16 protein-coding genes are annotated in these 16,906 nt (G+C 71.4%); 6 read left to right on the top strand and 10 right to left on the bottom strand.

Annotation, left to right across the window (positions count from 1 at the left end):
- The 3 genes from ACZDYF_RS10610 to ACZDYF_RS10600 all read right to left on the bottom strand — a co-directional run bounded on the left by ACZDYF_RS10610 (position 1) and on the right by ACZDYF_RS10600 (position 3,001).
- Entirely contained in the window at positions 1 to 537 is a 537-nt protein-coding gene (locus ACZDYF_RS10610) for a hypothetical protein (RefSeq protein WP_475056328.1), read from the bottom strand.
- A gap of 374 nt (positions 538 to 911) precedes the next feature.
- A complete protein-coding gene (locus tag ACZDYF_RS10605; RefSeq protein ID WP_191791986.1) occupies positions 912 to 2,198 on the bottom strand; it encodes an adenylosuccinate synthase in 1,287 nt (428 codons plus the stop codon).
- Between the two features lie 338 nt (positions 2,199 to 2,536).
- The gene (locus tag ACZDYF_RS10600; RefSeq protein ID WP_475056326.1) at positions 2,537 to 3,001 is read right to left on the bottom strand and encodes a DUF3151 domain-containing protein; all 465 of its coding nucleotides are present in this window, start codon (positions 2,999 to 3,001) and stop codon (positions 2,537 to 2,539) included.
- A 69-nt stretch (positions 3,002 to 3,070) separates the two neighbouring features.
- On the opposite strand from ACZDYF_RS10600, the gene ACZDYF_RS10595 reads away from it, so the two are divergent.
- The gene (locus tag ACZDYF_RS10595) at positions 3,071 to 3,409 is read left to right on the top strand and encodes an STAS domain-containing protein (RefSeq protein WP_191792012.1); all 339 of its coding nucleotides are present in this window, start codon (positions 3,071 to 3,073) and stop codon (positions 3,407 to 3,409) included.
- A 45-nt stretch (positions 3,410 to 3,454) separates the two neighbouring features.
- Here ACZDYF_RS10595 and ACZDYF_RS10590 read toward each other — a convergent pair whose 3' ends face one another.
- Complete coding sequence (locus tag ACZDYF_RS10590) at positions 3,455 to 5,806, bottom strand: SpoIIE family protein phosphatase (protein ID WP_475056323.1); 2,352 nt, start codon at positions 5,804 to 5,806, stop codon at positions 3,455 to 3,457.
- Between the two features lie 114 nt (positions 5,807 to 5,920).
- Between ACZDYF_RS10590 and ACZDYF_RS10585 the strand changes: the two genes are divergently transcribed.
- Positions 5,921 to 6,376 carry an STAS domain-containing protein gene (locus tag ACZDYF_RS10585; RefSeq protein ID WP_138826418.1) on the top strand — a complete coding sequence of 152 codons (456 nt, stop codon included), beginning with the start codon at positions 5,921 to 5,923 and terminating at the stop codon, positions 6,374 to 6,376.
- Between the two features lie 203 nt (positions 6,377 to 6,579).
- On the opposite strand, the gene fbaA is transcribed toward ACZDYF_RS10585, so the two are convergent.
- Both fbaA and ACZDYF_RS10575 read right to left on the bottom strand, forming a co-directional pair.
- On the bottom strand, positions 6,580 to 7,602 hold the full coding sequence (gene fbaA / locus ACZDYF_RS10580) for a class II fructose-bisphosphate aldolase (RefSeq protein WP_191791989.1): 1,023 nt from the start codon (positions 7,600 to 7,602) through the stop codon (positions 6,580 to 6,582).
- Positions 7,603 to 7,772: 170 nt separating this feature from the next.
- The gene (locus ACZDYF_RS10575) at positions 7,773 to 8,465 is read right to left on the bottom strand and encodes a TrmH family RNA methyltransferase (RefSeq protein WP_475056316.1); all 693 of its coding nucleotides are present in this window, start codon (positions 8,463 to 8,465) and stop codon (positions 7,773 to 7,775) included.
- A gap of 157 nt (positions 8,466 to 8,622) precedes the next feature.
- Here ACZDYF_RS10575 and ACZDYF_RS10570 point away from each other — a divergent pair, with 157 nt between their 5' ends.
- Positions 8,623 to 9,531 (top strand): DedA family protein, encoded by a 909-nt coding sequence (locus ACZDYF_RS10570; RefSeq protein WP_318243821.1) that lies wholly within the window; start codon positions 8,623 to 8,625, stop codon positions 9,529 to 9,531.
- The gene (locus ACZDYF_RS10565) at positions 9,531 to 10,304 is read left to right on the top strand and encodes an HAD-IIA family hydrolase (RefSeq protein ID WP_191791991.1); all 774 of its coding nucleotides are present in this window, start codon (positions 9,531 to 9,533) and stop codon (positions 10,302 to 10,304) included. Before ACZDYF_RS10570 ends, ACZDYF_RS10565 begins: the two co-directional genes overlap by 1 nt.
- 145 nt (positions 10,305 to 10,449) lie before the next feature.
- Here ACZDYF_RS10565 and ACZDYF_RS10560 read toward each other — a convergent pair whose 3' ends face one another.
- The 4 genes from ACZDYF_RS10560 to ACZDYF_RS10545 are packed head-to-tail and all read right to left on the bottom strand — an operon-like array spanning position 10,450 to position 14,140.
- Complete coding sequence (locus tag ACZDYF_RS10560; protein WP_191791992.1) at positions 10,450 to 10,839, bottom strand: universal stress protein; 390 nt, start codon at positions 10,837 to 10,839, stop codon at positions 10,450 to 10,452.
- The gene (locus ACZDYF_RS10555; protein ID WP_191791993.1) at positions 10,839 to 12,398 is read right to left on the bottom strand and encodes a tripartite tricarboxylate transporter permease; all 1,560 of its coding nucleotides are present in this window, start codon (positions 12,396 to 12,398) and stop codon (positions 10,839 to 10,841) included. Before ACZDYF_RS10555 ends, ACZDYF_RS10560 begins: the two co-directional genes overlap by 1 nt.
- A complete protein-coding gene (locus ACZDYF_RS10550; RefSeq protein ID WP_475056309.1) occupies positions 12,391 to 13,065 on the bottom strand; it encodes a tripartite tricarboxylate transporter TctB family protein in 675 nt (224 codons plus the stop codon). The genes ACZDYF_RS10555 and ACZDYF_RS10550 overlap by 8 nt, the downstream gene beginning before the upstream one ends.
- A 1-nt stretch (position 13,066) precedes the next feature.
- Positions 13,067 to 14,140 (bottom strand): Bug family tripartite tricarboxylate transporter substrate binding protein, encoded by a 1,074-nt coding sequence (locus ACZDYF_RS10545; protein WP_475056304.1) that lies wholly within the window; start codon positions 14,138 to 14,140, stop codon positions 13,067 to 13,069.
- Between the two features lie 225 nt (positions 14,141 to 14,365).
- Between ACZDYF_RS10545 and ACZDYF_RS10540 the strand changes: the two genes are divergently transcribed.
- Positions 14,366 to 16,132 carry an ATP-binding protein gene (locus ACZDYF_RS10540; RefSeq protein ID WP_475056300.1) on the top strand — a complete coding sequence of 589 codons (1,767 nt, stop codon included), beginning with the start codon at positions 14,366 to 14,368 and terminating at the stop codon, positions 16,130 to 16,132.
- Positions 16,129 to 16,857: a response regulator gene (locus ACZDYF_RS10535; RefSeq protein WP_364078304.1), complete on the top strand. Its 729-nt coding sequence runs from the start codon at positions 16,129 to 16,131 to the stop codon at positions 16,855 to 16,857. The genes ACZDYF_RS10540 and ACZDYF_RS10535 overlap by 4 nt, the downstream gene beginning before the upstream one ends.
- The last annotated feature ends 49 nt before the right edge of the window (positions 16,858 to 16,906 follow it).

The raw sequence follows: 16,906 nt of genomic DNA, 5'->3' as shown, positions 1-16,906 counted from the left end.
TCAGGAAGCGATCTCCGTGCCGGTGACCTGGACGGTGATCTGCGCGGACTTCCCCTGGGCCCCGGCGTTGGGGCCCGTCGCGCTCGTGTCGGGGTTCGTGAACGCGTAGGTCACGTCGACCGGGATGACGTCGTTGGTCGCGAGGTTGTCCGGGTCCTTGCCGCCCGACGTGTCGTAGGCGGCGGTGACCGTGAGGAACGAGGCTGCGTCACCCGTAACCGAGACGACCGGGGTGTCGACGAGGTCCGCCGCGTTGGTCGAGTCGGCGTTCTTGACCCAGACCGTCCGCGTCACGGACTGGCCGGGGGCCAGGTCCTCGACGACGGGGATCGTGAGGGCGAGCGCTTCGCTCGACGCCTCCTCGAACCCGGTGTCGGCACTGGTCACCGAGCCCTGCAGGTTGAAGGCGGACGTGCTGACGTCCCCCTTGAACCAGACGTTGTCGCTCCAGAGCGCGCTGGTCGCGGCCACGCCGACCCCGAGGACGACCAGGCCCGCGAGTCCTGCCTTGATCTTGCGGCTACGTGATTCCTGCATGAAACACCCATCTCTCTCGGTCAGGGCTGCGAGCGGTACGTAGCCGACGCCACCCTGAAGTTCCCTTGCGGTCACCCCAAGAAAGCGCCGTTGCATGAAGCTTCTTGGTACGCCTATACCATACTGAGAACGAGACGTGACGTGAAGACACGCACAGTCTTTACCCGGGCGACTTATGCAGTCCTGTCCGGTTTCTGACACGCTGTTATGACGAAGATCACCCGCTGCGGCGCGGGACGCCGAAGGGCCCCGCGTCGACGTGTCCGATCGGACGGTCGAGCGCGGGGCCCTTCGTGGTCGACGTGTCCGTCATGCCGGACCTCCCCTGGGCGAGGAGGACGGCGACCGGTACCAGCGTCCCAGCGAGGCAGTTCTCAGTGCAGCAGGTCGTGGAGCGGGATGATCGCGTCGCGCGACGGCCCCACGCCGATCGCCGAGACCCGGGCTCCCGAGAGCTCCTCGAGCGACCGCACGTACGCCTGGGCGTTGGCCGGCAGGTCCTCGAACGACCGGCAGCCCGAGATGTCCTCGGTCCAGCCGTCGAACTCGGCGTAGATCGGCGTGGCGTGGTGGAACGCCGTCTGGTCCGTGGGCATCTCGTCGTAGCGGACGCCGTCCACGTCGTAGGCGACGCAGACCGGGATCTTGGGGATGCCCGTGAGGATGTCGAGCTTGGTCACCACCAGGTCCGTGATGCCGTTGATGCGGCTCGAGTACCGGGCGATCACCGAGTCGTACCAGCCGCAGCGGCGCGCGCGACCCGTGGTGACGCCGTACTCGCCACCTGCCTTGAGCAGGTACTCGCCCATCTCGTCGAAGAGCTCCGTGGGGAAGGGGCCCTCGCCGACACGGGTCGTGTACGCCTTGATGACGCCGATGACCGACGAGATCTTCGTGGGGCCCACGCCCGAGCCGGTCAGCGCGCCGCCGGCCGTCGCGTTGGACGACGTCACGAACGGGTAGGTGCCGTGGTCGACGTCGAGCATCGTGGCCTGGCCGCCTTCGAACAGGACGTTCTTGCCCGCGTCGAGCGCCTGGTTGAGGATCAGCGACGTGTCCGCGACCATCGGCTTGACGCGGTCCGCGTACGCCAGCAGCTCCTCGACGGTCTCGTCGACCGTGATCGCGCGCCGGTTGTAGACCTTGACCAGCAGGTGGTTCTTCTGGTCGAGCGAGCCCTCGATCTTCTCCGCGAGGATCTTCTCGTCGAACAGGTCCCACATGCGGATGCCCACGCGGTTGATCTTGTCGGCGTACGCCGGCCCGATCCCGCGCCCGGTCGTCCCGATGCGGCGCTTGCCCAGGAAGCGCTCGCTGACCTTGTCCATGGTGCGGTGGTATCCGGTGATGACGTGCGCGCTCCCGGAGACCAGGAGGCGCGAGACGTCCACCCCGCGCGAGATCAGGTCGTCGAGCTCCTGGAAGAGGACCTCGATGTCGACGACGACACCGTTCGCGATGACCGGGGTGACCCCGGGCGACAGGATGCCGGAGGGCAGCAGGTGCAGGGCGTACTTCTCGTCGCCGATGACGACCGTGTGCCCGGCGTTGTTGCCGCCGTTGAACTTGACCACGTAGTCGACCCGCGACCCGAGGAGGTCGGTCGCCTTGCCCTTGCCTTCGTCGCCCCACTGGGCACCGATGAGCACCACGCCTGGCATGGATTCCCCACTTTCAGACTGCCTGTTCCTCGGACCAGGTCACGGACCGGCACCGACCGGCACGTACGTCAGGACTGTCCGGTCGGCGAACGACCGCGTCGCGCACCATCGACCGGAGATCGACGTACGGCGCGTGCCGCCGACGGGTCCTGCGCGGGCCCGAGGCGCGTCCGGGCGGCAGTCACCCGGAAGCCTGGACGAGTTTACCCGCCATTGACCTCGGAAAGCCCCTCGGCCCACCGTGGGGGCTCACCGCCGCCCGACGACGCAGCGCGCGCGGCGTCGTCGGGCGGCGGGAGGGCACACCGGCGCCGACGCGCGGTGACCCTGCGCGGACGTCAGCCCGCGAGCGCCGCGACCTCGTCGGCCGACGTGCCCGAGTCGACGAGGAACTGGGCGCAGCGCTCGGCCTCGCCGTCCTCACCGATGAGCGACGCCGCGCGCGAGAGCGCCAGGAGCGCCCGGAGGAAGCCCTGGTTCGGCACGTGGTCGGCAGGGATCGGCCCCTGACCGCGCCACCCGGCGCGACGCAGCGCGTCGAGCCCCCGGTGGTAGCCCGTGCGGGCGAACGCGTAGGCCGTGACGGCCGCGTGCTCGTCGCCGTCGCCGTCGCCGTCGCCGTCGCCGTCGCGCAGCGTGGCCTCCGCGAGGAGGGCCCACGGGAGCGACGAGGCCGGGAACGCGCTCGCGAGGGCGAACGCGTCGTCCCCCCGGGCGATCGCCGCGTCGACGTCCGGCTCGGCCGGGAGGCGGACGGGCGCAGGCCCGTCGAGGAGGTTGCGGTGCGTGGGTGCGTGAGACATCCAGCGATTCTCGCAGGCTCCTGACGAGCGCATGTGCAACGAGACGCCCCGCACCCTAGAGTCATGAGCATGATCGAGATCTCCACGTCCCCCGCGACGACCACGCTCGTCATCGCCGGGGACCTCGATCTCGCGGAACGCGACCAGTTCCCGGAGATCGCGGCCCGCGTCGTCGGGTTGCGCCGCCAGCTCCTCGTGATCGACATGTGCCGTGTGACCTTCATGGACTCGACGGGCGCAGCCTTCCTCATCTCGCTCGCCGACTCCGGCCGCAAGCGTGGCGGGGCGACCGTGCTTCGTGGCTGCGACGACCGGGACCTGTTCGTCCTCGAGGTGTGCGGTGCGCTCGACCTGTTCCGCATCGACGCGGACCACCGGTGCGACCCGCCCGTGAGCGCCAGCGCCTGACGCGCCGGCACGACCCCTCGGGCCGCCTGGCCCTCCCTGGGCCGCTCAGCCCTCCTCGGACCTCGCTGCCCGCTCGGCACGCTCGGCACGCTCGCTGGCGGGTCGGATCCGGGCCCACACGAGCTTGCCCGAGCCGGCCGGCCGCCAGCCCCAGTCCGCGAGGCGCTCGACGATCTGCATCCCGAACCCGCCCATGCGGTGCACGTGCCCGTCGGTCGACACGGGCGGCGCAGGGTTCGAGTCCTCGACCTCCACGCGCAGACCGTCCCCGGTGTCGAAGAGCCGCAGCGCGAGGTGCCCCCACCCGTGCAGGACACCGTTCGCGACGAGCTCGGACACCACCAGCTCGGCGTTGGCGCTGTCGCCGAGGTCCCACGCCTGACAGGTGCGCAGGACCGCGTGCCGCGCCCGTCCGATCGACGCGGGCTCGCTCGGCAGGAGCCAGCGCCGGCTCCGCGGGCTCAGGGCCGAGGTCACGGGGTCGGTCACGGGGTCCGGGACTCGGACGACCACGAGGGCGACGTCGTCCTCGGGGGCGTCCGCGAGGCGCGACAGGAGCTCCTCGCCGATCCCCGCGGAGTCGATCGCGGTGATCGCACGGGTCGCCTCGACCAGGGCGTCGAGGCCCACGCGCAGCGCGCGGTCCCGGCGCTCGATCAGACCGTCGGTGTAGAAGAGCAGGACGTCGCCCGGGACCAGCTCGGCCCGTCCCGTCGCGCGCGTCCCCACCCCGAAACCGACGAGCGAGCCCCCGGCCTCGTTGAGCTGCGTGACCTCGCCGTCCCGGAGCAGCAGGGGCGGCAGGTGCCCCGCCCGCGAGTACTCGATCGTCCAGCGCTGCAGGTCCCCCGCGCCCCCGTCATCGGTCCCGGAGGCGTCCTCGCCGGGCTCGTCGGGCCTGTCCTCGTCCGACGGCTGCTCGCCGTGCCGTACGAGCGACGCGTACACGAGGCTCGCAGACCGCGGGATGCGCATGCCGACCACGAGCTGGTCCACGCGCTCCAGGACGGGCCCGGGGGTCGTGAGCTCGTACGCGTAGGACCGCACGACCGACCGGAGCTGCCCCATGGCGGCAGCGGCCTCGACGTCGTGCCCCACCACGTCCCCGATCACTAGCCCGACGACGTCGGGCGTGATCTGCAGGACGTCGTACCAGTCGCCGCCCACCTGGGCGTGCTCGGAGTTGGGCGCGTAGTACGTCCAGACGTCGAGCCCCGCGACGTCGGCCTGCTCGGGCAGCATCGCGCGCTGCAGGGTCTCCGCGAGCCGGTGCTCACGGGCGTAGAGACGCACGTTGTCGATCGCCAGGCCCGCGCGCCGTGCGAGCGTGCGCAGGACCGCGTCGGCGCTCTCCGGGTCCGTCGCCGTCGCAGGGGAGGCCGGTAGACCGCTCGTCGCCAACAGCCCCAGGACGCGTCGTCGGCCCGCGATCGCGTGGAGCAGGACCTCGCGTGGCGCGCCCGCGAGCGTGGAGGTGCGCTGGCGGACGTCGCGGCTCAACCAGCCCGACGCCGACCACTGCGGGTACTCGGCCGACAGGTCGAGCCGCACCGGGCCGTCGATCCGCCCGTCGAGCAGGTCCTGCACGGTGTCCTGCAGGTCGATCACGGTCCCCGGGACCAGGAGCGCCGGGCCCGTGGCGTCGCCGAGCGCGTCGGTCTGCCCCATGGCGCCCTCGACGATGCCGGCGCCGTCCGCGATGTACCGACCGTGGCGCTGCCCGCGCCCGCTCGGCGGCGTCGTGGTGTCGATGCCCTCGGCGAACCGCAGGCCGTCGTCGTTCATGTAGAAGCCGGCCCACTCCACGAGCGCGCCCTCGAGGACGTCGCAGATCTCCCGCAGAGCGAGGGGATAGTCCAGGTCGTTGAGCAGGTCCGAGGTCTCGGTGATAATCGCCAGACCGGCACGCTTGCGGCGCTCGAGCTCGAGCGACGCGAGCTGGGCCGCCGACCGGTCGACGTACTCGGTGACGTCGACCATCGAGCCTGCCCAGTGGTCGACCTCGCCCCCGGACTCGTCGACCGGCGCGAGCGTGAGCTGCACCCAGATCATCGACCCGTCGTGCCGCTCGTGCTGCACCGTCCGCCTGACCTCGCGGCCCTCGAGCACCCCTGCCCGGAAAGGCTCGGCCTCCGACTGGTCCGCGAGCAGGTCCGACAGGAACTGCGGGCGACGCCCGACGACCTCGTCGGTCGCGTAGCCCGTGAGCCGGCTGAACGCGTCGTTGACCCACAGCACGGGCATGCCCCTCGAGGCCGGGCCCAGCAGGAAGGCGGCGATCCCCGCACGCTGCACGGCGCGCGCGAGAAGCTCCTCCGCGCCCTGCGGCAGCGACGCTCCTCCGGCACGCGGAACGTGGCCCCATGAGCCCAGACCCAGGCTCGACGAGCCGACCATTTCCACCTCCGAACGACACTGCCGTGAGCGCGTTACTGTCCCGAGTGGACATTCAACCGTAGATTGGTGATCTCCGAGACCTGTGCGGGTCCGGTCCACGCTGGGAGGAGCAACGTGCGCGACGGTAACACCACGGCTGGTAGCGAGCCCGAGGACCCCGAACTCGGGGCGAGCGGCGTCGTCACGGACCAGGCCGATCCTGCGAGCGTCCACGTCATCGTCGGGGCGACCCGAGCACGCATCGTGCTGTCGGGAGAGATCGACGCCGATCTCGGCGCCGACCTCCTGGACGCCACGGCCGACGCGGAGGCCACGGGCCTGCCCGTCGAGATCGACGCCCATCACGTGACCTTCATGGACTCCTCGGGCGTGGCCTTCCTCGCCCGGCTCGCGACCCGCGGGCCGCACCGGGTCCGGGTGCTGCGCGCCCCGCCGACGGTGCGGTTCCTGCTGGAGGTCACGCGCATCGGCGACATGCTCGACATCGTCGACGAGGACCCGGGCTTCGACCTGCCCGACGGCGTCACGCACCTCAACGGCAGTCGTCGCCTGCCGCGCACCGACCGCTGACGCCGGGCCGGGCGCACCGCCGTCGGTGCGCTCCACCGTCGGGCGTCGGCTGACGTGGGCCGCCCCGCCGTCGGGCGTCCACCACCCCAGGCTCCCGAGAGCACGCAGCAGGCCCCGGTCCGTGACGGACCGGGGCCTGCTGGCACTCCAGGTGGCGGGACGTCCCCGCCGGGGTCACCGCCCTGCTGGGCGGCTCACCGGGTTCAGCGGATCTTCTGGCCCGCCGAACGCAGCTGCTGCGACGCCTCGACGATGCGCTGAGCCATGCCGGCCTCGGCCAGCTTGCCCCAGGCGCGCGGGTCGTAGGCCTTCTTGTTGCCCACCTCGCCGTCGATCTTCAGGACGCCGTCGTAGTTGCGGAACATGTGGTCGACGACCGGACGCGTGAACGCGTACTGCGTGTCGGTGTCGATGTTCATCTTGATGACGCCGTTGTCCACGGCCTCCGTGATCTCCTCGAGCGTCGAGCCCGAGCCACCGTGGAAGACGAGGTCGAACGGGTTCTCCTTGCCGATCGCTTCGCCGACGGCCTTCTGGATGTCCGCGAGGATCGACGGACGCAGCTTGACCGCACCCGGCTTGTAGACGCCGTGCACGTTGCCGAACGTGAGGGCCGTCAGGTAGCGGCCCTTCTCGCCCGCACCGAGAGCCTTGACGGTCGCGAGACCGTCCTCGACCGTCGTGTAGAGCTTGTCGTTGATCTCGGCCGTGTGGCCGTCCTCCTCGCCACCGACGACGCCGACCTCGATCTCGAGGATGGTGCGCGCGGCGACCGAGAGCTCGAGGAGCTCCTCGGCGATGACCAGGTTCTCGTCGAGCGGCACGGACGAGCCGTCCCACATGTGCGACTGGAAGGTGGGCAGGCCACCGTTCTTGACCTGCTCGGCCTCGATCGCGAGCAGCGGGCGGACCCAGGAGTCCAGGTTCTGCTTGGCGCAGTGGTCCGTGTGCAGGGCGATGGTGACGTCGTACTTCTTCGCGACCTCGGTCGCGTAGGCCGCGAGGGCGAGCGAACCGGTCACGCGGTCCTTGATCGTCGAGCCGGACGCGTACTCGGCGCCACCGACGGAGACCTGGATGATGCCGTCGGACTCGGCCTCGGCGAAGCCCTGAATGGCAGCGGTCACGGTCTGCGAGGACGTGATGTTGACGGCGGGGTAGGCGAACTTGCCTGCCTTCGCACGGTCGATCATCTCGGCGTAGACCTCGGGGGTTGCGATAGCCATCTGCAGAACTCCAATGACGGAAGGAGGTGGGTGCCGACGACACTGCCGCGCGCCCTGTTATCCCCATGATTTTGTCATGGATCCCTACCGGGGGTGTCGCCCGTCCCTCAGGTGGACGCTCGTCACCACGGGTTGGGACGTCTCACGGAGCGGGCTGCGGGGCCTGGCCGTCAGGGGGTCGTGAGGTGCTGCGTGACCCATGCGTGCATCGCGATCGCCGCCGCGGCGCCCGCGTTGATCGACCGCGTCGAGCCGTGCTGCGTGATGTGCAGGACGTCGCGGCTCGCCGCCCGCGCCTGGGCCGTCAGCCCCGTGCTCTCCTGGCCGAACAGCAGCACGCACTCGGGCGGGAACACGTACCCCTCGAGGGGGATCGAGCCCGGCACGTTGTCGATCCCGATGACGGGGACGCCCGCCCCGTCGTGCTGCTCCGCGGCCCAGGCCAGCAGGTCCTCGACCTGCGGGTGGTGGCTCACGTGCTGGTAGCGGTCGGTGACCATCGCACCGCGACGGTTCCAGCGGCGCCGCCCCACGATGTGCACCCCGGCCGCGTTGAACGCGTTCGCGGTGCGCACGACCGAGCCGATGTTGAGGTCGTGGCCCCAGTTCTCGATCGCGACGTGCAGGCGCCGGTCGCGCGGCCTGCGCGCGTCCATGTCCGCGACGACGGCCTCGACCGTCCAGTAGCGGTACGCGTCCACGACGTTGCGGCGGTCGCCGTGCTCCAGGAGCTCGACGTCGTAGCGCGGGTCGGTCGGCCACGCCGCCCTGCCCCCGGGCCAGGGGCCGACACCCACCTCGACCTCGTCCTCGCCGCGGGGGGTCGGATCGTCGGGCTGCGGCTGTTCGGGGCGGGCGGTCACCGTCCCATTGTCGCTGCTCCCGCTCGGGTCACGGTCCCGCTCGTGACCCGCCGGGCGGGCGTCCAGGGCACCGAAGACGTGCGATCCACCCACGACGTTCACCTTCGCGCTACGCCGCCCTGGGAAGGCCCGACGGCGCGCCCACTACGCTGGGTGCGTGCTCACCGACCTGCTCACGTCCGCGCTGCCCGATGCCACGGCCGCACTCTCCGCCGTCGACGGCAGCCACGTGGTCGCGCTCGGGCCCGACTGGCTCGACGCGCGGAACATGATCAGCGGGTTCATCGAGCGCTTCGGCGTCTACGCGGTGTTCGGCATCGTCGCCGTGGTCTTCATCGAGACCGGCCTGCTGTTCCCGTTCCTGCCCGGCGACTCGCTGCTCTTCACCGCGGGCCTCCTGGTCGCGCAGGACGAGCTGAACCTGTCGATCTGGCTCGTGTGCGGCATGATCTTCGCCGCCGCGTTCCTCGGGGACCAGCTCGCGTACCTGATCGGCAACAAGATCGGTCCGCGGCTCTTCAAGCCCGACGCTCGCGTCCTGAAGACCAAGTACATCGACCAGGCGCACGACTACTTCGAGCGCTTCGGCGGTCGCACCGTCATCCTCGCGCGCTTCGTCCCCTTCCTGCGGACCTTCGCGCCCGTCGCCGCCGGCATGAGCGGCATGCGCTACCGCACGTTCGTGGTCTACAACCTCATCGGCGCGTTCGTCTGGGGCGTCGGCGTGACGCTGCTCGGGTACTGGCTCGGCAACGTGCAGTTCGTCAACGACCACATCGAGACCATCCTCGTGCTGATCGTCGCGGTCTCCGTGATCCCCGTCGTGATCGAGGTCCTGCGCGCCCGCCGGGAGTCCCAGCGGGTCAAGGCCCAGGGCACGGGTGCCCTCGCGGACGCCGCGACCGTCTCCGAGCTCGCCGCCGCCTCCGCGACGCCTGCCGCGTCGACCACCGGCGAGGCCGCTGCGGCCCCCGCCGCGCCCCCCACCGAGGCGACGACCGCACCGGTGACACGACCCGAGAAGTCGACGGACGCCGTCGAGCACTCCCCCGGAAAGGACGACTGATGCCTCGCGTGATCGAGAGCTGGCTCACCGACATGGACGGCGTGCTCGTCCACGAGGGCCACGCCATCCCCGGCGCCCCCGAGTTCATCCGGGCGCTGCGGGACAAGGAGCGCCCGTTCCTCATCCTGACGAACAACTCGATCTTCACGGCCCGCGACCTGCGCGCGCGCCTCGCGACCTCGGGCATCGAGGTGCCCGAGGAGTCGATCTGGACGTCCGCGCTGGCCACCGCCCAGTTCCTGAGCGACCAGGTCCCGGGCGGCAGCGCCTACGCGATCGGCGAGGCCGGGCTGACGACCGCTCTCTACGAGGCCGGCTACACGCTCACCGAGTCCGACCCCGACTACGTGGTGCTCGGCGAGACGCGCACCTACTCGTTCGAGGCCATCACCAAGGCCGTGCGCCTCATCCTGGGCGGCTCTCGCTTCATCTGCACCAACCCGGACACGACCGGCCCCTCGCAGCAGGGGCCGCTGCCCGCCACGGGTGCCGTCGCGGCCATGATCACCGCCGCGACCGGGCGGGAGCCCTACTTCGTGGGCAAGCCGAACCCCATGATGTTCCGGTCCGCGCTCAACCGCATCGACGCGCACTCCGAGACGACCGCGATGATCGGCGACCGCATGGACACCGACGTCGTCGCGGGCATCGAGGCCGGGCTCTACACGTACCTCGTCATGACCGGCTCGACGAAGCTCCACGAGGTCGACACGTTCCCGTTCCGGCCCAGCAAGGTCGTCGACTCGATCGCGGACCTCGTCGACCGCGTCTGAGTCCTCTCGGCGGGCGGCCCCCGGCCCCGCGGCCCTCTCGGCGCGGCCCTGCCCTCCAGACGGGCCCCGCCGCCCTCCCCCGGACAGCGCACCGCCCCGGGCCCCCGACCAGCTCGGGGTACCGGGGCGGCGGTCCGTGGACGCCTCAGGCCTTGACCGCCAGGACCGGGCAGCTCGCCCGGAGGAGGATCTGCTGAGGCGTCGAGCCGAGCACGAGCTTGCCCACCGGGGTCCGGCGGCGCAGGCCGACGACGATGAGCTCGGCGTCGACCTCCTCCGCGACCTCGAGGACCACGTCGGCCGGCAGGGCGCCGGACTTCAGGTGGCGCACCTCGTGGCCGACCTGCGCCTCGTCGAGGATCTCGATGACGTGGGCCAGCTCGGCCTCGTCGGCCCACCGGGGATCGACGAGCCGGTCCGCCCGGGTCGCGTTGACGATCACGACCTTCGACCCGAGCAGCGCGGCCGACCGGCCCGCCGAGCGGGCGGTGGCGGTTCCGAGGTCGCCGGGCGCGTAGGCGAGGACGACGGTCATCAGTTCACCTCCTGCGACTGGGATTCTTCGCGAATCTCCTCGCCGAGCCGGGACAGCTCGGCGTTGGCACGCTTCTCGCGGCTCTTGAGCCACAGGCCGAGGCCCACGATCACCAGGATCGAGACGTACGCGGTGGCCGCGAACGGGCTCGTCACGAGGTACGAGAGGTCTCCCTGGCTGATGGTCAGGGAGCGCCTCAGGCGGTCCTCGGCCATGGGGCCGAGGATCATGCCGACCACCATGGGTGCCACGGGGTAGCCGTAGCGCCGCATGAAGAAGCCGACCACACCGATGACGAGCAGGATGAGCACGTCGATCGGGGAGAAGTTGAGCGCATAGGACCCGAGCGCCCCGAACAGCAGGATGCCCGCGTACAGGTAGTGCCGGGGGATCTGCAGGACCTTGACCCACATGCCCACGAGCGGCAGGTTCAGGACGATCAGCATGAGGTTGCCGATGTAGAGGCTCGCGATGAGCGCCCACACGAGCGACGACTGCGTCTGGAAGAGCATCGGACCCGGCTGGATCCCGTACGACTGGAACGCGACGATGATGATGGCCGCGGTCGCGGTCGTGGGGAGCCCCAGGGTCAGGAGCGGGACGAGGACGCCCGAGGCCGCCGCGTTGTTCGCCGACTCCGGGCCTGCGACGCCCTCGATGGCGCCCTTGCCGAACTGGTCCTTGTGCTTGCCGGCGAGCTTGCGCTCGGTCGCGTACGACAGGAACGTCGCCACGTCGGCGCCACCGGCCGGGATGGTCCCGACGGGGAAGCCGATCGCGGTGCCGCGGAGCCAGGGCTTCCACGAGCGGCGCCAGTCCTCGGGCTTCATCCAGGAGCGCCACCCCTTCTCGACCGGGATGACGTGCACCGGTCCGTGCCGCAGGCGAGAGGCCACGTAGAGCGCCTCGCCCACCGCGAACAGGCCCACGGCGACGATGACGACGCTGAGGCCGTCGGCGAGGTTCGGGACGCCGAACGTGAAGCGCTGCTGCCCGGTCAGGGTGTCCGTGCCCATGAGGCCCAGGAACAGGCCGAGGGCCAGGGCGACCATGCCGCGCGAGACGGACTTGCCGAGGAGCGCTCCCACCGTGATGAACGCGACGATCATGAGCGCGAAGTAGTCGGGTTCGCCGAGCTGGACCGCCCACCTCGCCATGACGGGAGCCACGAGCGTCAGCAGGACGGTCGCGATGGTGCCCGCGACGAACGAGCCGATCGCGGCCGTGGCGAGCGCCGCGGCACCGCGCCCGAGCCGCGCCATCTTGTGGCCCTCGAGCGCGGTCACGATCGAGGCGGACTCGCCCGGCGTGTTGAGCAGGATCGAGGTCGTCGACCCGCCGTACATGCCGCCGTAGTAGATGCCCGCGAACACGATGATCGCGGCCGTCGCGTCGAGCGAGTACGTCAGGGGCAGGAGCAGGGCGATGGTCATGGCAGGACCGATGCCCGGCAGGACGCCGACCGCCGTCCCGATGAACACGCCGAAGAGCGCGTAGAGCAGGTACACGGGCTGCGCGACGGTCGCGAAGCCCTCCATCAGTGCGGAGAGGTTATCCACGGAACGAGCTCACCCCTTCGAGGAACGGGCCGGGGGGCAGCGACAGGCCGAGCAGTCCGCCGAAGACGAGCTGGATGACGAGCGCGAGGACGACGGCGAGCGCGATCGCGCGCCACCACGGGCGGGCCCCGAGCACGATCGCCGACCCGCCGAAGAGCAGCGTCGCCGCCACCGGCCAGCCGGCGAGGTTGATCGTGTAGACGTGCGCCACGAAGATGACGCCGAGGAGCGCGACCGTCTTCCAGTCGGTCCTGACGTCCGGGTCGACGTCCTCGCCGTCGTCCTCCTCGCCGAACTTCCCGCGCAGGAGCCCGATCAGCACGAGGACGCCCGAGATCAGCAGCAGGCCGCCGACGAGGTACGGGAAGGCGCGAGGGCCCATGGTGGTCGTCGAGCCCGGGACCTGGATGGTCCCGGCGTCGGCGACCACGAACACGCCCAGGGCGATCGTGACCCCGGCGACCACGTACTCGCCGATCCGCCGCCTGGGGGCCGCGGCGGTGTGCGGCGCCGCGGCCTGCGACGGCCCGGTCCCGCCGGTGAGCGGGACCTCTTCGGTCACCGGGTCCTGTCCGCGCGAGTCGGCGCGACGGCCCGTGGCGACCTGGGGGGAGGCCCCGCCCGGTGCGGGGGACTCACCGGGCGGGACGACAGAGGACGAGGACATGTCAGGCGACCAGACCGATGTCCTGCAGGACCGCCTGGATGTCGGCGATGTTCTGCTGGAGGTAGTCGTCGAAGTCCGCGCCGGTGACGAACGCGTCCGCCCAGCCCTTCTCGTCGAGCGTGGCCTGCCACTCCTCGGACGCGTGGAGCTCGGTGAGGACGTCCTCGAGCGCGGCGCGCTCGTCGTCCGTGATGCCGGCGGGGGCGAGGACGCCACGCCAGTTGGTGAGGTCGAAGCCGTAGCCCGCGTCGTGGAGCGTGGGGACGTCGGGGAGGACCTCGACCTTCTCGGGGCTCGTGACCGCGAGCGCACGCAAGGTGCCCGCCTTGACCTGCTCGGAGTACTCGCCGACGCCCGAGATGCCTGCGCTGACCTTGTTGCCGAGCAGGGCGGAGAGGGACTCGCCACCACCCGAGTACGCGACGTAGTTGAGCGTGTCGACGAGCTTCTCGGACGGGACGCCGGCCTGCTTGAGGAGCATCCCCGCGAGGATGTGGTCCGCGCCGCCGGCCGATCCCCCGGTGACGGTGACGCTCTTGCCGTTGGCGACGATGTCGTCCACGAGCTCCTTGAGCGTCGTGTACTTGGACTCGGCCGGCACGACGATGACGAGCGGTTCCTCGGTGAGGCGCGCGATCGGCGTCGTGTCCTCGATGCGGGCCTGGGACTTGTTGGTCTCGACCGCACCGACCATGACGAGCCCGGTGACCATGAGGGTGTTGGGCTCGGTGACGTTCGCGAGGGAGGCCAGGCCGACGGTCCCGCCCGCACCGCCCACGTTGGTCACGTTGATGGTCTTCGCCAGCCCCGTCGCCTGCAGCTCCTTCTGGAGCGCGCGGCCCGTCTGGTCCCAGCCACCGCCGGGGTCTGCGGGGACGATGATGTCGAGCGAGGCCAGGCCGACCGCAGCAGGCTTGTCGCTGCCCTCGTCGGCCGGGGCCTCGTCTCCCGAGGCGAGACCTGCGCAGGCGCTGAGGGCGAGGGCGAGGCTCGTGAGTGCTGCTGCGCCGACCAGGCGGCGACGCCCCGGCCGGCTGGTGCTGTGCCCGCTGCGCGGGCTGACGACGGATGCCATTTCTCCTCCTTGAGCAGGCCTCGCGACGTCGTAGTCCGGGGCCGTTGGTGTGCAGCGGAGCCTAGGAGCGCGGAGGCACCGTGTGGTCCCTGAGGTCGTAATGGACGTTGTGGTCGTTGTGGTCAGGCGAGTTTCCGGCGTCAGGTCACGGGTACGTCTCGGTTCTGCGTCCGAGTGGCTGGCCGCTCCTGTGGCCTGGGGCACACTGGTCCGGTGGGATGGGCAATGCCGCTCAGGGTTCAGCTGCTCCTGCTGCAGGTCGTCATCGTCCTCGCCGTGGTCTCGGCCGCAGGCGTGGTCGCGGGGACCCTGCAGGAGCGGCAGCTTCGTGACGCGTACCTCGACCGGATGACGGGGGTCGCGCAGTCCGTCGCGGGGCTGCCTGCCATCAGGGACGCGCTGGGCTCGACCGACCCCTCGGCCACCATCCAGCCCATCGCCGAGGTCATCCGCGAGGCCTCCGACGTGACCTACGTCGTCGTGACCGACGACGAGGGCATCCGCATGTCCCACCCCACGGCGGAACGCATAGGGGAACGCGTGTCCACCGACCCCTCCGTGCCCCTGTCCGGGGGTACCTACATCGGCACCCAGACCGGCACCCTGGGTGAGTCGTGGCGCGTCAAGGTCCCCATCTACGACGAGACGGGTCGGGCCGTCATCGGGGCCGCGTCGGTCGGCATCCTCGAGTCGCAGCTCCACGCGGACTTCCGCGAGGACCTGGACGGCCTGCTCCTCGCGCTGGGCACCGCCGCGGCAGGCGGGGTCGTGTGCGCCTGGTGGGTCACGCAGCTCGTCCGCCGCAGGATCTACCGGCTCGAGCCGGAGGAGATCGCGTCCCTGCTCGAGACGCGTGACGCGATGCTCCACGGCATCAGCGAGGGCGTCGTCGCGCTGGACCGCACCGGGCGGGTCGCGCTCGTCAACGACGAGGCGCGCCGCCTCCTGGGCCTGGGGCCCGGTGAGGCCCCGGTCGGGTCGCTCGCGACCGACGTCCTCGACGGCCAGCTCCTGGAGCTCGCCGACCGGCCCGGCGACCATTCGAGCGGCGAGCTGCTCCTCGCGGGCGAACGCGTGCTCCTGGCTCGCGCCAACCCGGCCACGGTCGACGGGCGGGCCGTGGGCGCGGTGCTCGTCCTGCGGGACCACACCGAGCTGCACGCCCTCCTGCAGGACCTCGACGGCGCCCGCGACCTGACCGACGCCCTGCGCGCCCAGTCGCACGAGTTCGCCAACAAGCTGCACGTCGTGTCCGGGCTCCTCGAGCTGGGTCAGCACGTCGAGGCCGTCGCCTTCATCGAGCGAGCCGGGCACGGCGGCCTGCTCACGGCGAGCGCGATCGCACCGGGGGTCCACAGCCCGCAGGTCGCGGCCCTGCTCCTGGCCAAGGCGACCACGGCGCGCGAGCGCGGGATCGACCTCGAGGTCGACCCGTGCTCGGTGCTCGACGCCCCGGGCTCCCCCGACTCGGCCGCGCTCCAGCAGGACGTCCTGACGATCCTCGGCAACGCGATCGACAACGCGATCGACGCGGCGGGCCCCGGCGGGACCGTCCAGGTCCTGGTCCAGGAGGACGCCGAGGAGGTAGCCGTCCTCGTCGACGACGACGGCCCGGGCGTCCCGACGGCGTTGCGCGCCGCGGTCTTCCGGCCCGGCTTCAGCACCAAGCACGCGGGAGCCCAGCCTCCCCGGTCCGTCCGCCGGCTGCCACGCGCCGGCACCGACACGTCCTCCTCACCCCGGTGGGACGCCCTCCGGCACGACGACGCCCCCTCCTCTCGGAATCCACCGACGCCAGCCTCCGACGCGGGAACCGCGCGCGGCATCGGGCTCGCCCTCGTGCGACGGATCGTCGCCCGACGCGGCGGCACCGTCGGGTTCACGACCTCACCGCTCGGCGGCGCGCGCCTCACGCTGACGCTGCCCGTGCGCTCCTCCGCGGCCCCCGTAGGGGCCGCACTCGACCGACTCACCGGGACGGTGCACCGATGACTTCCACAGACGACCGACTGCGCACCCTGATCGTCGAGGACGATCCGCTCATCTCCCGCCTGCACCGCGGGTTCGTGGAGAGCCACCCCCGCTTCGTCGTCGTCGGCGAGGCTCGCACGGGCGCGGAGGCGGTGCGAGCGATCTCGGTGCTCGAGCCGGACCTCGTCCTGCTCGACATCTACCTGCCCGACACGAGCGGGTTCGCGGTGCTGAACCAGCTCCGTCGACGGCCCGGTCCCCCGGTCGACGTGATCGCGACGACGGCGGCACGCGAGCTCGACAGCGTGCGGCGCGCCATGGCGGGCGGGGTGCAGCACTACCTCGTCAAGCCGTTCACCGCGGCCGTGCTGCGCGGCCGCCTCGACGAGGTCGTCCGGTTCCGCGCGCAGGTGCGGGCGACCGACGGCGCTCTCGACCAGGCCACGGTCGACCGGCTCGTCCGGCAGGCCCGCAACGAGGGCCCCCAGCTGCCCAAGGGCCTGTCCGACCGCAGCCTGGAGCTCGTCGTCGGGGCTCTCGTCGACGTGTGCAGGACCGGGTCGGTGGACGCCTCGGCGGTCGACGTGGCCGAGGCGACCGGCATGTCCCGGGTCAGCGCCCGGCGCTACCTCGAGCACCTCGTCACGGTCGGCCAGGCCGAGGTCAACCCGCGGTACGGCTCGGCCGGTCGACCCGAGAACCGCTACAAGCCGCTCCTCGCGGTCAGCGCGGAGTCGCCGTCCTAGCCGGCCACGGAGCAGAACGACGACGGGCGGGCCGGGACCTCGAAAGGTC

This window comes from Oerskovia sp. PE-21s (genome assembly GCF_056158145.1).
This window is presented reverse-complemented; position numbering and strand designations above follow the sequence as displayed.

Coding starts and splice junctions, on each gene's coding strand:
- ACZDYF_RS10610 (WP_475056328.1), bottom strand. CDS start 537: ATGCAGGAATCACGTAGCCGCAAGATCAAGGCAGGACTCGCGGGCCTG.
- ACZDYF_RS10605 (WP_191791986.1), bottom strand. CDS start 2,198: ATGCCAGGCGTGGTGCTCATCGGTGCCCAGTGGGGCGACGAAGGCAAG.
- ACZDYF_RS10600 (WP_475056326.1), bottom strand. CDS start 3,001: ATGTCTCACGCACCCACGCACCGCAACCTCCTCGACGGGCCTGCGCCC.
- ACZDYF_RS10595 (WP_191792012.1), top strand. CDS start 3,071: ATGATCGAGATCTCCACGTCCCCCGCGACGACCACGCTCGTCATCGCC.
- ACZDYF_RS10590 (WP_475056323.1), bottom strand. CDS start 5,806: ATGGTCGGCTCGTCGAGCCTGGGTCTGGGCTCATGGGGCCACGTTCCG.
- fbaA (WP_191791989.1), bottom strand. CDS start 7,602: ATGGCTATCGCAACCCCCGAGGTCTACGCCGAGATGATCGACCGTGCG.
- ACZDYF_RS10565 (WP_191791991.1), top strand. CDS start 9,531: ATGCCTCGCGTGATCGAGAGCTGGCTCACCGACATGGACGGCGTGCTC.
- ACZDYF_RS10560 (WP_191791992.1), bottom strand. CDS start 10,839: ATGACCGTCGTCCTCGCCTACGCGCCCGGCGACCTCGGAACCGCCACC.
- ACZDYF_RS10550 (WP_475056309.1), bottom strand. CDS start 13,065: ATGTCCTCGTCCTCTGTCGTCCCGCCCGGTGAGTCCCCCGCACCGGGC.
- ACZDYF_RS10545 (WP_475056304.1), bottom strand. CDS start 14,140: ATGGCATCCGTCGTCAGCCCGCGCAGCGGGCACAGCACCAGCCGGCCG.
- ACZDYF_RS10540 (WP_475056300.1), top strand. CDS start 14,366: ATGCCGCTCAGGGTTCAGCTGCTCCTGCTGCAGGTCGTCATCGTCCTC.
- ACZDYF_RS10535 (WP_364078304.1), top strand. CDS start 16,129: ATGACTTCCACAGACGACCGACTGCGCACCCTGATCGTCGAGGACGAT.